The organism is Pseudomonas sp. GV105 (assembly GCF_003058185.1).
In the GTDB taxonomy this organism is placed as follows: Bacteria; Pseudomonadota; Gammaproteobacteria; order Pseudomonadales; family Pseudomonadaceae; genus Aquipseudomonas; species Aquipseudomonas veronii.
In genome coordinates this window covers 204,713-220,032 of the sequence record NZ_QBUF01000004.1, presented here as the reverse complement: position 1 = coordinate 220,032, position 15,320 = coordinate 204,713, and the positions used below count along the sequence as shown (strand labels likewise).

The 15,320-nt window shown below is 60.3% G+C and carries 13 protein-coding genes; 9 read left to right on the top strand and 4 right to left on the bottom strand.

The features are described 5' to 3' along the window. Positions 1-100 precede the first annotated feature (100 nt). Positions 101-910: a UDP-2,3-diacylglucosamine diphosphatase gene (locus tag C8K66_RS09475; protein WP_017845355.1), complete on the top strand. Its 810-nt coding sequence runs from the start codon at positions 101-103 to the stop codon at positions 908-910. 130 nt (positions 911-1,040) lie between these two features. Here the strand turns inward: C8K66_RS09475 and C8K66_RS09470 are convergent, their stop codons facing one another. The 3 genes from C8K66_RS09470 to phhA all read right to left on the bottom strand — a co-directional run bounded on the left by C8K66_RS09470 (position 1,041) and on the right by phhA (position 3,490). Continuing rightward, on the bottom strand, positions 1,041-2,237 hold the full coding sequence (locus tag C8K66_RS09470) for an amino acid aminotransferase (protein WP_017845356.1): 1,197 nt from the start codon (positions 2,235-2,237) through the stop codon (positions 1,041-1,043). Next, complete coding sequence (locus C8K66_RS09465) at positions 2,237-2,593, bottom strand: 4a-hydroxytetrahydrobiopterin dehydratase (protein ID WP_017845357.1); 357 nt, start codon at positions 2,591-2,593, stop codon at positions 2,237-2,239. The genes C8K66_RS09470 and C8K66_RS09465 overlap by 1 nt, the downstream gene beginning before the upstream one ends. 105 nt (positions 2,594-2,698) lie before the next feature. Then, positions 2,699-3,490 carry a phenylalanine 4-monooxygenase gene (gene phhA / locus C8K66_RS09460; protein WP_046382503.1) on the bottom strand — a complete coding sequence of 264 codons (792 nt, stop codon included), beginning with the start codon at positions 3,488-3,490 and terminating at the stop codon, positions 2,699-2,701. 256 nt (positions 3,491-3,746) lie between these two features. Between phhA and C8K66_RS09455 the strand changes: the two genes are divergently transcribed. Continuing rightward, positions 3,747-5,330, top strand: coding sequence for a sigma-54-dependent phenylalanine hydroxylase transcriptional regulator PhhR (locus C8K66_RS09455; RefSeq protein ID WP_017845359.1), 1,584 nt, complete (start codon positions 3,747-3,749; stop codon positions 5,328-5,330). Between the two features lie 42 nt (positions 5,331-5,372). On the opposite strand, the gene C8K66_RS09450 is transcribed toward C8K66_RS09455, so the two are convergent. Continuing rightward, entirely contained in the window at positions 5,373-6,161 is a 789-nt protein-coding gene (locus tag C8K66_RS09450) for a hypothetical protein (protein WP_046382504.1), read from the bottom strand. A 597-nt stretch (positions 6,162-6,758) separates the two neighbouring features. Here C8K66_RS09450 and C8K66_RS09445 point away from each other — a divergent pair. The 7 genes from C8K66_RS09445 (at position 6,759) to C8K66_RS09415 (ending at position 15,156) form a co-directional block, all read left to right on the top strand. Continuing rightward, positions 6,759-7,499 (top strand): flagellar basal body rod protein FlgF, encoded by a 741-nt coding sequence (locus tag C8K66_RS09445; protein ID WP_046382505.1) that lies wholly within the window; start codon positions 6,759-6,761, stop codon positions 7,497-7,499. Positions 7,500-7,566: 67 nt separating this feature from the next. Continuing rightward, the gene (gene flgG, locus C8K66_RS09440; RefSeq protein ID WP_046382506.1) at positions 7,567-8,352 is read left to right on the top strand and encodes a flagellar basal-body rod protein FlgG; all 786 of its coding nucleotides are present in this window, start codon (positions 7,567-7,569) and stop codon (positions 8,350-8,352) included. Positions 8,353-8,405: 53 nt separating this feature from the next. Then, the gene (flgH, locus tag C8K66_RS09435) at positions 8,406-9,101 is read left to right on the top strand and encodes a flagellar basal body L-ring protein FlgH (protein WP_046382507.1); all 696 of its coding nucleotides are present in this window, start codon (positions 8,406-8,408) and stop codon (positions 9,099-9,101) included. Positions 9,102-9,128: 27 nt separating this feature from the next. Continuing rightward, positions 9,129-10,217 (top strand): flagellar basal body P-ring protein FlgI, encoded by a 1,089-nt coding sequence (locus C8K66_RS09430; RefSeq protein ID WP_164887039.1) that lies wholly within the window; start codon positions 9,129-9,131, stop codon positions 10,215-10,217. Positions 10,218-10,221: 4 nt separating this feature from the next. Beyond that, positions 10,222-11,487, top strand: a complete 1,266-nt coding sequence (flgJ, locus tag C8K66_RS09425) for a flagellar assembly peptidoglycan hydrolase FlgJ (protein WP_046382509.1) — start codon at positions 10,222-10,224, stop codon at positions 11,485-11,487. Positions 11,488-11,497: 10 nt separating this feature from the next. Continuing rightward, positions 11,498-13,540, top strand: coding sequence for a flagellar hook-associated protein FlgK (gene flgK, locus C8K66_RS09420; protein ID WP_108524697.1), 2,043 nt, complete (start codon positions 11,498-11,500; stop codon positions 13,538-13,540). A gap of 14 nt (positions 13,541-13,554) precedes the next feature. Continuing rightward, positions 13,555-15,156, top strand: a complete 1,602-nt coding sequence (locus C8K66_RS09415) for a flagellar hook-associated protein 3 (protein ID WP_108524695.1) — start codon at positions 13,555-13,557, stop codon at positions 15,154-15,156. The last annotated feature ends 164 nt before the right edge of the window (positions 15,157-15,320 follow it).

The following is a 15,320-nucleotide window of genomic DNA, read 5'->3' as shown; positions in this document are numbered from 1 at the left end:
CTTCGCCGTCGGCGGGCGCTGTCATCAGACTGACGCACAGCTGTCATGGGCTATTAATCGCCAGGGCGCAAGCTCGCGAAAACACCGTCGAGGGATGCCCATGACCCGTGCCGAATTCGCTACACCCAGCCGCAAGCAACGGGTTCGTACCCTGTGGATTTCCGATGTACATCTGGGCACTCGGGATTGCCAGGCCGAACACTTGGCGCAATTTCTCAAGGGCTACCACGCCGACAAGGTGTACCTGGTGGGCGATATCATTGACGGTTGGAAACTGCGCGGTGGCATGTATTGGCCCCAGGCCCATACCAACGTGATCCGCCGCCTGTTGACCATGGCCAAGCGCGGCACCGAGGTGATCTATGTCACCGGCAACCACGACGAGTTCCTGCGTCGCTACTCCAAGCTGATCCTGGGCAACATCCAGTTGGTGGACGAAGCCATCCATGTCACCGCCGATGGCCGCCATCTCCTGGTGATCCACGGCGACCAGTTCGATGTGATCACGCGTTATCACCGCTGGCTGGCGTTCCTCGGCGACTCGGCCTACGAGTTCACCCTGACGTTGAACCGTTGGTTGAATCACTGGCGTGCGCGGTATGGCTACGGTTACTGGTCGCTGTCGGCGTATCTGAAGCACAAGGTGAAGACGGCGGTGAGCTTTATCAGCGATTTCGAAGAAGCCATCGCCCATGAAGTGACCCGGCGCGAATTGCATGGGGTGGTGTGCGGGCATATTCACCATGCGGAGATTCGCAAGGTGGGCGAGGTGGATTACCTCAACTGCGGGGATTGGGTGGAGTCGTGCTCGGCGTTGATCGAACACTGGGATGGGCATATCGAGTTGTATCGGTTGGCGGATGCGCAGGCCAAAGAGGCGCTGCTGAAATCGGAGATGGTCGCGGGTTAAGGCCTGGCTCGGCCCAACAAGTGGGAGCGGGCTTGCTCGCGATCGCGCAGTGTCAGTCACTGTATTTGGCGACTGATCCATTGCTATCGGGAGCAAGCCCCCTCCCACATTGGGTTTTGCATTTCTTCGGTTAAGTGTGCGAAACGTCTGCAATGGCTTGCGCCAGCAGCGTCAATCGCGTCGCATCGATCCCCGCGACGTTGGCCCGCCCCGAACTGACCATATACACGCTGTGTTTCTCGCGCAGTTGCTTGACCTGTTCGGCGCTCAATCCGGTATAGGAAAACATCCCACGTTGCGCGCCGATATGTGCAAAGCGTTCGGCCAGCCCGTGTGGCGCGAGGGCCTCCACCAGCCCGGCGCGTAACTGTGCGATGCGCGAGCGCATGGCTTCGACTTCGTCGCTCCACTGTGCCTTCAGCTTGGCATCGCCGAGGATCGTCGCGACGACTGCCGCGCCGTGATCCGGCGGAGTCGACCACAGGTTGCGCGCGATATTCGCCAACTGGCTGCGCACGTCCGTCAGCTTTTCGGCATCCGCCGCACACACGATCAGCGCGCCGACACGGTCGCTATACAGGCCGAAGTTCTTCGAGCAGGAGCTGGTGATCAACACTTCCGGCAGCTCGCTCGCGAACAGGCGCACCGCCCAGGCATCCTGCTCCAGGCCGTCGCCAAAGCCCTGGTAGGCGAAGTCGATCAGCGGCAGCAGGTGGCGCTCGCGCACGATCTGCAGGACCTGGCGCCAGTCAGCCTGGGACAGGTCGAAACCGGTCGGGTTATGGCAGCAGGCGTGCAGCAGCACCACGTCGCCCTCGGGCACCGTGGACAAGGTCGCCAGCATCGCGCTCACATCCAGGTGATTGTCCGCGCCGACGTAAGGGTAGTGACTGACCTTGATCCCGGCCTTGGCGAAGATGCTTTCGTGGATCGGCCAGGTCGGGTTGCTCAGCCATACGCCGCGGCCGGGCAGGCTGTGGGCGATAAAGTCGGCGCTCAGGCGCAGGGCGCCGGTGCCGCCTGGAGTCTGGGTCGCCCCGGCACGGTGTGCGCGCAGCAGCGTGGACTCGGCGCCGAGCACCAGTTCGCTGATCAATCTGCCGAACGCAGCGTCGCCGTGGCCGCCAATGTAGGTCTTGGTGGTTTGCTGCTCCACCAGGCGCTGCTCGGCGAGTTTCACGGAAGGGAGGATCGGTGTCAGCCCCTGGTCGTCCTTGTACACGCCCACGCCGAGGTCGAACTTGTTCGGGTTGGCATCCTGGGCATACAGGTCCATCAGCCCGAGGATCGGGTCGCCGGGCACGCGGCCAATCGCATCGAAGTGCATTATTTGCGGCCCTCGGCATCCTTGGCCACTTCGTCGGTGCGCGCGGCCATGATGAAGTCGTTGCGGTGCAGGCCTTTGATGGAGTGGCTCCACCAGGTCACCGTGACCTTGCCCCACTCGGTGAGCAGGCCTGGGTGGTGACCTTCGGCTTCTGAGATGGCGCCCATGGCGTTGGTAAAGGCCAGGGCGAACTTGAAGTTCTTGAACAGGAAAACCTTTTCCAGTTGCATGACGCCATCGCGGACTTCGATGTTCCAGTCGGGGATCTGCTTGAGCAGCACCGGCAGTTCTTCATCGCTGACTTGCGGGGCATCGGCGCGGCAGGCTTCGCAGTGGGCTTGGTTCAAGGTGGTCATGTGGGGTGTCCTGAATTCGAGTGTCTGGAAAACGGTCGTCAGTGGCGTCACCCTAAAGCAACGCGGGGCCAGGGAACAGATTCACCTGGTATCAAAACCTACGGTTCACGCCGCTTTGGGTTTGGGTGGGAACTTCGGTGCGTGCAGACCCAACTGCATGCCGCGCTCGACCATGCCCATGATGTCTTCCTGGGCGACATCGAACAGGCGCTTGAGTTCGGGCAAGACAAAATATAGCGGTTGCAGGATGTCGATGCGATACGGTGTACGCATCGCCTCCAGCGGGTCGAAGGCCTGGTGCTCGGGTTCGGACGACAGGCTGTACACCGTTTCCTTGGGCGACGACAAAATACCGCCACCGTAGATGCGCCGGCCTGCGGGCGTATCCACCAGGCCAAACTCGATGGTCATCCAGTACAGGCGCGCCAGGTACACGCGCTGCTCTTTGGTGGCCGCGAGGCCGAGCTTGCCGTAGGTGTGGGTGAATTCGGCGAACCAGGGATTGGTCAGCAGCGGGCAGTGGCCGAAGATCTCGTGGAAAATATCCGGCTCTTGCAGGTAGTCCAGTTCTTCACGGGTGCGAATAAAAGTCGCCACCGGAAATTGCTTGTTGGCGAGTAACTCAAAGAACGTCTGGAAGGGGATCAGCGCCGGCACGCGGGCGACTTGCCAGCCGGTGGTCTCGGCCAGCACCGTGTTGATTTCGCTCAGTTGCGGGATGCGGTCCAGGGGCAGGCCGAGCTTGTCGATGCCGTCCAGGTATTCCTGGCAGGCCCGGCCCTCGATCACCTTCAACTGGCGTGTGATCAGGGTGTTCCACACCGCGTGTTCTTCCGGCGGGTAGTGGATAAAACCTTGCGCATCGGGCTCGCGGGCCACGTAGTGCGTCTGCTTCATACGGCTCTCCTGCTAGGCATTCGTTCTTGTTATGTCCTGCGATGTACGTATTGATAACCCGATTGGGGTGAGATTCCAGCGGCCTGCGCAAGGGGACCGTAGGAAAATTTACCGATATTCGTAAAGTATTCGTTACGGAATGGCCGTTCATTGATGTGTTGGGCTGTGAAAAGACGGCTGACTGTCACATAATCTTGACGACTATCTGCGCCCAGCGACAAAAAGACGCGGCGCCTACCCTTCTTCGGGCCTTTTCATGCGTATCAAAGTGCATTGCCAGAACCGCATCGGCATCCTGCGGGACATTCTCAACCTGTTGGTGGAGTACGGCGTCAACGTCGCCAAGGGCGAGGTCGGCGGTGAGCATGGCAATGCCATCTACCTGTTCTGTCCGAATCTGGTGAACATGCAATTCCAGGCCTTGCGCCCGCAGTTCGAGGCGATTGCCGGGGTGTTTGGCGTAAAACGTGTGGGGCTCATGCCCAGTGAACGTCGGCACATGGAACTCAATGCGTTGCTCGGGGCCCTGGAGTTTCCGGTGCTGTCCATCGACATGGGCGGCTCGATCGTCGCCGCTAACCGCGCGGCCGCGCAGTTGCTCGGGGTGCGGGTGGATGAGGTGCCGGGCATCCCGCTGTCGCGTTACGCCGAGGATTTCGACTTGCCGGAACTGGTGCGCGCGAGCAAATCGCGGATCAATGGCCTGCGGGTCAAGGTCAAGGGTGACGTATTCCTGGCGGACATCGCGCCGCTGCAATCCGCCGAACACGACGACAGCGAAGCCATGGCCGGCGCAGTGTTGACCCTGCACCGTGCCGACCGCGTCGGTGAGCGCATCTACAATGTGCGCAAGCAGGAGCTGCGTGGCTTCGACAGCATCTTCCAGAGTTCCAAGGTCATGGCTGCCGTGGTCCGTGAGGCCCGACGCATGGCGCCGCTGGATGCGCCGCTACTAATAGAAGGCGAAACCGGCACCGGCAAGGAGCTGCTTGCCCGCGCCTGTCACTTGGCCAGCCCTCGTGGCCAATCGCCGTTGATGGCGCTCAATTGTGCCGGCTTGCCGGAGTCGATGGCCGAGACCGAGCTGTTCGGCTACGGCCCCGGCGCTTTTGAAGGGGCACGGGCCGAGGGCAAGCTGGGGCTGCTGGAGCTGACGGCGGGCGGTACGCTATTTCTTGATGGCGTCGGGGAAATGAGCGCGCGCCTGCAAGTGAAGTTGCTGCGGTTCCTGCAGGACGGTTGCTTTCGCCGAGTCGGCAGCGATGAAGAGGTGTACCTGGATGTGCGGGTGATCTGCGCAACCCAGGTGGACCTCTCGGAACTCTGCGCGCGGGGCGAATTCCGTCAGGACCTTTATCACCGCCTGAACGTGCTGTCGCTGCATATCCCGCCGCTGCGCGAATGCCTCGATGGCCTGGCGCCGCTGGTGGAACACTTCCTCGATCAAGCCAGCCGGCAGATCGGCTGCCCGTTGCCCAAATTGGCTTCGGCGGCCATGGAGCGACTCAGTCATTACCACTGGCCGGGCAATGTACGGCAGCTGGAAAACGTCCTGTTCCAGGCGGTTTCGCTGTGTGAGGGCGGGACGGTCAAGGCTGAACACATTCGTCTGCCGGACTATGGCGTGCGTCAGCCGCTTGGCGATTTCTCTCTGGAGGGCGGCCTGGAAGCCATCGTCGGCCGGTTTGAAAAGGCCGTGCTGGAAAGTCTGTATGCCGAACATCCCAGTAGTCGGCAGTTGGGCAAGCGCTTGGGCGTCTCCCATACAACGATTGCCAACAAGTTGCGGGATTATGGTTTGGGCAAGGAGGGCAAAACCCCTGAACACGCTGCTCGATAGACGCCATGTCCAGGGTTTTCTGCGAGGGGTGACACGGCGGCGTCAATACATCGCGTAGCTTGGATCTTGATGGATGAGCACGGTGTCATCTGTTTCTTTCTCAACCCAGGCCATGTAAGGCGCTTCATTGGGTGGGGGGGAAAAGAGTGTGGTCAGTGCGTAGTCTTTATGGTTCTGCAGTTTTTCAAGGCTCTGATTGATCTCCGGAGGAAGACGCCCGTACTTTCCGGATCTCAGTTCGTTGGCAGAAATCCCTTCGTTGTTATAGGTGGGTATAAGCATTGATAAGTCGATATGTTCAAGCAACGCTGAGCCATTGGGCGGAAATACCGTCCCCTCTGTAGAACTTTCGATTTCAATGGGGCTGCCGCCGTTTTCAGGGAACCATGCCAATGATCCGCTTATTGAGTCATTCTCCTCTTTAACGCGAGAGACCAATTGGTAGTTTTGGTTCTTATCCAGTTTTTCCAGTTCCCTGAGTGCGCTGTGCGATAACGCTCCAAACTTGCCGCTGCGTACATCGTTGGCGGACACGCCCAGGCCGGTCTCGATGGTCCTGCCGGGGATGTTGTCCAGCAGCTCCAGGAACGCCGAGGTCGTCGGGTCTAGGTCGCAACAGGGCGGCAGTGTCCCGGCATCGTATTCCCCAGCTCGGCTTTCCCAGTATTCTTTATTGTTAGGATTCAGCTCCGGGCGTACCTCCAACTCGCGCCGTTGTTCGGGTGATAGGCTGCTTAATGGCTCGAATCGGTCTAGAATTTCGTTATAAGAAAATTGTTTTTGCCAAGTTGTCGTCATGTGCGTATGGGGTGCATTATCAATACCAGGCATTTCAGTATCCTTGGAAAATAATAAGTTGATAAGGTGCGAGTGATCGGGAAGTAGTCGTGACCGCTTTGCGACGCACCGAAGTTACGGGTGCTGTATTTGAACGCCAAGTGGGTTTTGATCAGTAAATGTAAAAAGCTATCGGACTATTCTTGTTTGGAGTTGGCTTTGTCGGGGTTTTATAAAAATCAAGCCAGCTACATATGTACTCACGCATTTACCGGGCCGTCAGGCATATGGTTTTTTTGGCGCTTGTAATGGTCGGACAACAAAACCTCGGTCCCATCGTTTCGAGGTGGCCAACGGGGAGGGCAAGTGCCCAGTGGCTTGCCAAGTGTTTCAGCGGTTCGGCGTGCTCCGCGCTCCACCCATGCGTAGCGCTTGAGCGCCGGGAAAAGCCTGCGGGACACCAAGCGTTGCCGTCTGCGGCATAACTCCGCCGTTTTTTCGACTCCGCCTGGGCCTGCCTTTTTTCACGTCTTGCCGCAAACCCTTGCCCCGCCTGGGCTTTCTGCACTTTTTGAAAGTTGGTTCGCAAATTGCTTAAGCCTCATCAGTACAGCGGTGGGCGGCAAGCGTCCGTCAGAAAGAGGATAGAGCGTGGACAAGTACCTTTACGTGGCAATGACCGGCGCCAGCCAGAATGCTCTGGCGCAGAAGGCCCATGCCAACAATCTGGCGAACATTTCCACCAACGGCTTCCAGCGTGACCTTGAGCAGGCGCGCTCGATGCCGGTGTTCGGTGACAGCTTTCCGGCGCGGGCGTTTGCCATGACCGAGCGGCCTGCCACCGACTTCTCTCCGGGTGCCATGATCGAAACCGGTCGTGACCTCGATGTGGCGGTCAGCGGTGACGGTTGGATGGCCGTGCAAACCCCCGATGGCAGCGAAGCCTACGTGCGCAGCGCCAGCATGAATGTGGATGCGCTCGGCGTGCTGCGGGCCGGCAATGGCATGCCGATCATGGGCAACGGTGGTCCGATCGCCGTGCCGCCGCAGCAGAAGATCGAAGTAGGCGCCGACGGCACCGTCAGCATCCGCGCAATGGGTGAAGGCCCGCGGGTGATGGCTGAAGTGGACCGGATCAAGCTGGTCCAGCCCGACCTCAAGAACATGACCAAAGGCCTGGACGGCACCATCCACACCAAGGACGGCCAGCCGGCCCAGGCCGACGCGAACGTCAAGCTGACCTCGGGGTTCCTGCAGGCGAGCAACGTCAATGCGGTGGAAGAAATGACCGCGGTGCTGGCGCTTTCCAAGCAGTTCGAGCTGCACATCAAGATGATGAACAGCGCTAAAGAAGACGACCAGGCCATGACCCGCGTTCTGGCGATGAGCTGATCGCGGTTTCACTGAATACTAATTTTGCGGCGCAGCGCCAACAAACAGGCGCACGAAGGAGAACAGCATGCTTCCGGCTCTATGGGTTGCCAAAACAGGTCTGTCCGCCCAGGACACCAACCTGACCACCATCTCCAACAACCTGGCGAACGTTTCGACCACGGGCTTCAAACGTGATCGCGCCGAGTTCCAGGACCTGCTCTATCAGATCAAGCGCCAGCCAGGCGCCCAGTCGACCCAGGACAGCGAACTGCCGTCGGGCCTGCAATTGGGTACCGGTGTGAAGATCGTCGGCACCCAGAAGAACTTCACGGCCGGTAACCTGCAGCAAACCGGTCAGCCTCTGGATATGGCGATCAACGGCAAAGGGTTCTTCCAGATCCTGCAACCAGACGGGACGACGTCCTACTCTCGTGATGGTTCTTTCCACCTGGACTCCAACGGCCAGATCGTCACGTCCAACGGTTTCGCCCTGGAACCGGCCATTATCGTGCCGGCCAATGCCCAGACCTTCACCGTCGGCAACGATGGCACCGTGTCCATCACCGTGGCGGGCAACCCGGCGTCGCAAGTGATCGGCAACCTGCAAACCGCCGACTTCATCAACCCGGCCGGCCTGCAAGCCATCGGCGGCAACCTGTTCCTGGAAACCGCCTCCAGTGGCGCACCGCAAATCGGCACCCCGGGCCTGAACGGTTTTGGTACCACGCTGCAAAGCACCCTGGAAACCTCCAACGTCAGCACGGTGGAAGAGATGGTCAACATGATCACCACTCAGCGCGCCTACGAGATGAACTCCAAGGTGATTTCCACCGCCGACCAGATGCTTTCGTTCGTTACGCAGAATCTGTAATCAAGTCTATGGGGCGCTCCTGAGGGCGCCTGCAACACCGTGAGGTTAGGGTCATGAATCGCTATGTTTCCGTTCTGGCATTGAGTGGGATTGCCGTGCTCGCGGGCTGTGTCGCCCCGACGCCAAAACCCAATGACCCGTACTACGCGCCGGTGTTGCCACGCACACCGCTGCCGGCGGCGGCCAATAACGGCTCGATCTACCAGGCCGGTTTCGAACAGAACCTGTACGGCGACCGCAAGGCGTTCCGGGTCGGTGACATCATCACCATCACCCTCAACGAGAAGACCACGGCCAGCAAGAACGCCAACTCCCAGGTGGGCAAGACCAGCAAGACCGGTATTGGCCTGACCTCGTTGTTTGGTGCCGTGCCGAACACCAACAACCCCTTGGGCAGTGGCGACTTGAGTTTGAGCGCAGGCTACAGCGGTGACCGCGCCACCAACGGCAAGAGCTCCGCTGGGCAGAACAACAGCCTGACCGGTTCGATCACCGTGACGGTGGCCGATGTATTGCCCAACGGCATCATCGCCGTGCGCGGTGAGAAGTGGATGACCCTCAACAGTGGTGACGAGCTGGTACGCATCGCCGGCATGGTCCGTGCCGATGACATTGCCACCGACAACACGGTGCCTTCGACGCGTATTGCCGATGCGCGCATTACCTACTCGGGTACGGGTTCGTTTGCTGATGCGAGTCAGCCGGGCTGGTTCGACCGTTTCTTCCTTAGCCCGCTGTTCCCTTTCTAGGTGGCCACTTTGAAATTCAAACAGCTGATGGCGGCGGCACTGTTGCTGTCCCTGAGCGCAGTCGCCCAGGCTGAACGCCTGAAAGACATCGCCAGCATTTCCGGCGTGCGTTCTAACCAGTTGATCGGCTACGGCCTGGTGGTCGGGCTTAACGGTACGGGTGACCAGACCACCCAGACCCCGTTCACCCTGCAGACCTTCAACAACATGCTCTCGCAGTTCGGCATCAAGGTGCCGTCGGGCTCGGGCACCGTGCAATTGAAAAACGTCGCGGCCGTGTCCATCAGTGCCGATTTGCCGGCGTTCTCCAAGCCGGGTCAGGTGGTGGACATTACCGTGTCGTCCATCGGTAACTCGAAAAGCCTGCGCGGCGGCACCCTGTTGATGACGCCGCTCAAAGGTATCGACGGCAACGTCTACGCCATCGCCCAGGGCAACCTGGTGGTGGGCGGGTTTGACGCCGAAGGTCGCGACGGTTCGAAGATTACGGTGAACGTGCCATCGGCCGGGCGCATCCCTGGCGGCGCCACGGTTGAACGCACCGTGCCCAGCGGCTTCAACCAGGGCAACAGCCTGACCCTGAACCTCAACCGTTCCGACTTCACCACCGCCAAGCGCGTGGTCGACAAGATCAACGACATGCTCGGCCCTGGCGTCGCCCAGGCCATCGACGGCGGCTCGATCCGGGTCACTGCGCCGCTGGACCCAAGCCAGCGCGTGGATTACCTGTCGATCCTGGAAAACCTCGAGGTCGACCCCGGTCAGGCAGTGGCCAAGGTCATTATCAACTCGCGCACCGGCACTATCGTGATCGGCCAGAACGTCAAAGTGTCGCCGGCCGCGGTGACCCACGGCAGCCTGACCGTGACCATTACCGAAGACCCGATCGTCAGCCAGCCTGGGCCGTTGTCCAATGGCCAGACCGCCGTGGTACCTCGCTCGCGGGTGAACGCCCAGCAAGAAGCCAAGCCGATGTTCAAGTTCGGCCCCGGCACCACCCTGGACGAGATTGTCCGCGCGGTGAACCAGGTGGGCGCGGCGCCCGGCGACTTGATGGCGATCCTCGAAGCATTGAAACAGGCCGGCGCCTTGCAAGCCGACCTGATTGTGATCTGAGGCCATGGCCATGGATATGCGCAACAGCGGGATCAGCAGCACGGCGGACTCGGGGTCTTATTCCGACCTGAACCGGCTTAACCAGCTCAAGGTCGGCGCCGACAAGAACAGCGACGGCAACATGCGCAAAGTGGCGCAGGAGTTCGAGTCGCTGTTCCTCAGCGAGATGCTCAAGTCGATGCGCTCGGCCACCGACGCCCTGGGCAAGGACAATCCGCTGAACACTCCGGCCGCCAAGCAGTACCAGGAAATGTACGACCAGCAGTTGGCTGTCTCGATGTCCCGCGAAGGCGGGGGTATCGGCCTGGCCGACGTGCTGATGCGTCAGATGCAGAAGAACAAGCCGGTGGACGCTCAGGCGGCCACCTTGCAGGGCCCGGCGGCGGCTGAGCCGGTGAAGAAAGTCGACGTACCGACGGAAATCGCCGCCGGCACCCAGGCGACCGGGCCGCTGGGCCGCTCCAATGGCCAGCGCCCACTGTGGGCCTACCGCGTGGCTGTCCCCGAAGGCGCCAGCGCTCACACCAACGATGTGGCACTGATGAACCAGCGCCGTCTCGCCTTGCCGAGCAAACTGACCGATCGACTGCTCGCCGGCATCGTGCCGAGCGCGCCGGTCGCGATCGATGCCAATCGCGCGCCACTGCGTAACAGCGTCGCCGATGACAACGTGATCAACAGCAGCGCACGCAGTTTTGCCGTGCCCAGCGGCCGCATGCAGGTCTACGGCCGCGCCGTGGCCCAGCCGCCGTTGGCCCCGGCGAAGAAAGCCTTCAGTTCCCAGGACGAATTTGTCGCCACCATGTTGCCGATGGCCAAGGCTGCCGCGGCGCGTATCGGTGTCGATCCGAAGTACCTGGTGGCCCAGGCCGCCCTGGAAACCGGTTGGGGCAAGTCGGTGATGCGCGCCGACGACGGCAGCAGCAGCCACAACCTGTTCGGTATCAAGGCCGGCCAGAGCTGGCAGGGCGGCCAGGCCCGCGCGATCACCAGCGAGTTTCGCGATGGCGCGATGGTCAAGGAAACGGCGCAGTTCCGTTCCTACGATTCCTACCAGGACAGCTTCCATGACCTGGTGACGTTGTTGCAAAGCAATGATCGCTATAAAGAAGTTGTGAAGTCAGCCGACAACCCGGAACAGTTTGTGCGCGAGTTGCAAAAAGCCGGCTATGCCACCGATCCGGATTACGCCAGCAAGATTTCGCAGATTGCCAAAACGATGAACAGCTACCAGAACTACGCTGCCGCGGGCGCGACCACTCATTTATAAGGTCTGAATCATGAGTTTGCTCAATATCGGGATGTCGGGGCTAAACGCCGCTCAAGGATCGTTGTCGGTCTTAAGTAACAACATCGCCAACGCCAATGCCGCAGGCTACTCGCGTCAGCAGACCACTCAGAGCGCCAGCGCTTCGAACCAGTACGGCGGTGTGTTCATCGGCAGTGGCACGACGTTGGCGGATGTGCGCCGGGTCTATAACGAATTCCTGGACGCGGCCTACCAGAACAGCACGTCGCTCAACAGCGATGCCAAGGCTTATGCCGATCAGGTCAGTGCTGTCGACAAAACCTTGTCGGACAAGACCACCGGCATGTCCTCGGTACTCAGTGCATTCTTCTCCGCGGTGCAGACCGCGGCCGCCAACCCCAGTGACACGTCCGCCCGGCAGGTGCTGCTGACCAGCGCGCAGACCCTGAGCAACCGGTTCAACTCGATCTCCTCCCAGTTGAACCAGCAGAAAGAGTCGATCAACGGCCAGTTGAGCACCATGAGTGATCAGGTCAATCAGTTGACCTCCTCGATTGCCTCGCTCAACAAGCAGATCAGTCAGGTCCAGGGCTCGACCAACACCGCGCCGGCCAATTTGCTGGATGCGCGTAATGAAGCCGTGCGCTCGCTCAATGAGCTGGTGGGGGTGACCACCAGTGAAAAGAACGGTGTGTTCAGTGTCAGCACCGGCTCGGGCCAGTCCCTGGTGCTGGGCGACCAGTCCAACAGCATTTCCGCCGTGCCGAGCAAGAGCGACACCAGCCAGTACACCATTGAGTTGAACGTGGGCGGCGGGACCTCTGTGGACCTGGGCAACGTGCTGTCCGGCGGCAGCATCGGCGGGTTGCTGCGTTATCGCAGTGATGCGCTGATGCCGGCCATCAATGATCTGGGGCGTATCGCTCTGGCGACGGCCGATACGGTCAACAATCAGTTGGGCCAAGGCCTGGACCTGAATGGCGACTTCGGCACCTCGCTGTTCAAGGACATCAACAGCGCGACAGCGATTGCCCAGCGCAGCCAGGGCGCCGTTGGTAACAGCAGTGCTGGCAACCTGAATGTGAGCATCGCCGATACCAGCAAGCTGTCGACCTATGACTATAAGGTCACCTTCAGCAGCGCCAACAATTACACCGTGGTGCGTTCCGACGGCAAGGCCATGGGCGCGTTCGACGTCACCACCACGCCGCCGCCGGTGATCGATGGGTTCACCTTGGCGTTGGATGGCAAGGGGGCGATGGCGGCGGGCGATAGCTTCAAGGTCAGCCCCACCGCGACTGGCGCCACCCATATCGGCACCGATATGACGGACTCCAATAAAATCGCGTTTGCCGGGCCTTTACTGGGCGAAAGCAGTAAAACCAATCAGGGGACTGGCACTTTCACACCACCGAGCCTGACGCTGCCGATCGACATTCATGGCGGTGCGACTACCGCTCAACTGCGCGCCGGGATTGAACACTCAATGCCGGTGAAGATGGTCTTCGGCAAGCCGGCAGCCGACGGTACCCAGGCCTACACGCTCAACGATGCTCAGGGCAACTCGATAGGCAGCGGCACGATTGTGCCGGGCCAGGGTAACAAGATCACCGTCAACGTACCGATGCGCGATGCCAGTGGTGCGCTCGTCGTACCGGCCGCGAGCTTCGGTTTCGATACGACCGTCGGCGGCTCGCCGACCGATGGCGACAGCACCACGTTCTCGTTCAATGCCTCCGGCAGGTCGGACAACCGAAATGCCCAGGAACTGCTCAATCTGCAGACCAAGGCCTCGGTCGGTCTGGCCGATGGCAGCGGGGGCGGGGTGAGCCTGGTCGCGGCCAACAGCCGCCTGGTGTCCACCGTGGGGGCCAAGGCCGCCTCGGCCACTACTGACACCACGGCCACCGGCGCGTTGTTGACGGCCAACAAAAACGCACGCAACTCGGTGTCCCAGGTCAACCTGGATGAAGAGGCGGGCGACATGATCAAGTTCCAGCAGTACTACACCGCGTCGTCGCAGATCATCAAGGCTGCGCAAGAAACCTTCACTACGCTGATCAATAGTCTTTAAGGGAGTCTGGGACGATGCGAATTTCTACACAGCAGTATTTCGAAACCAGCTCCGCCAAGTATACGGATAACTATTCCAGTGTGGTGAAGGCCCAGGATCAGGCCAGTTCCGGTGTGCGTGTGCAAACCGCCGCGGATGATCCGGTGGCGGCCGCCCGTTTGTTGTTGTTGCAACAGCAGAAAGACATGCTGGGTCAGTTCAATGGCAATATCACCAGCCTGAAAAACTCCCTGACCAACGAAGAAAGCGTGCTCAGCTCGATCAACGATGCCTTGCAGCGCGCCACTCAGTTGGCCCTGCGTGCCGGCGGCTCGATCAGCGATGCCGATCGCCGCTCGATTGCCAGTGAAGTCGGGGCGATCGAGGATCAGGTCCTGGGCATGCTCAACAGCAAGGACTCTTCCGGCAACTACTTGTTTTCCGGTTCCAAGACCCAGACCCCGCCCTACAGCCGCAACAATGACGGCACTTACAGTTATCAAGGCGATGAAACGCCGCTGACCCTGCAAGTCTCCAATACGTTGAAGATCAGCGCCGGTGATACCGGCAAGACCATTCTGGAGGGCGCCGCCAACACCAGTCGCACCCAGGCCACATGGCTTGCCCCTGTGCCTCAGACGGTGCCGCCGACGGTCAATGACAACAAGGTTGCGCTGTCGGCCGGCTTGGTGACTTCAAGCGCCGACTACTCCAACAAGTTCGCCGACGGCCAGCCGTACAAGCTGACCTTTACCAGCAGCACCCAATACAAGGTGTCCGATAAGAACGGCACTGACGTGACCTCGGAGATTGCGGGTAACGGCACCTTCGATGCCACCAAGGAAGGCAGCACCAGCGTGGCACTGCGTGGGGTGAAGTTCGACATCACCATGGGCCTCGGGGATGTTGCCCCGGGCGCCAACTCCGATGCGCTGGTCAAGGATCGCTCGTTCAGCCTGGAAGCCAAGCCGGATACGTTCAGTATCTCGCGCACGCCAAGCAACACGTCTACTGCGCAATTGAACGGTGCCACCGTGTCCAACCAGACGGACTATGCCAGCACGTTCCCGAGCAACAGCGGGGCGCTGATCAAGTTCACCAGCGCGACCGCCTACGAGGTGTACGCCCAACCCTACACGGCCGCTAGCAAAACCATTGCCACCGGTGATACCGGTGGTGGTACGACCTTGACGGCGGCCGGGGTGACGTTTGACATCAGCGGCGGTACGCCACAAGCGGGCGATCAGTTTTCCGTCGGTGCCAATACCCAGAAAACGCAGAATGCGCTGGACACCCTCGGCCAATTGCGCAAGGCACTGGAGCTGCCGGCCGACGGTAATCCGGCGGCGACGGTCAAGCTCAAGGACGTGCTGGATGCCTCCATCAGCAACTTGGCCAACTCAATGTCCCAGATCACTAACGTGCGCGGTGACATCGGTGCGCGGGGGAACGCCCTGGATATTCAGTCCGGCGAAAACACCAGCGTCGGTCTGGCCAACACCAGCACCATGAGTGACCTGGCTAACGTCGACATGGGAGAGGCGGCGATCAATCTGACGCTGCAGCAGACCATGTTGCAGGCTTCACAGCTGGCCTTCGTTAAAATTTCCCAGTTGAGCCTGTTCAGCAAAATGTGATTTCAGCGTGACAACACCGCGGCCCGCTCTGGAAACAGGGTGGGCCGTTGTCGTTTTTACGGCTCAATTGTTCAAAGGTTTTGCATAAACCGCACAAAATTGAGTGACCTGTGAGTCATAAAGCGCATCTTCACTGTATCGTATGAAAAGGATAAGTCGTCACA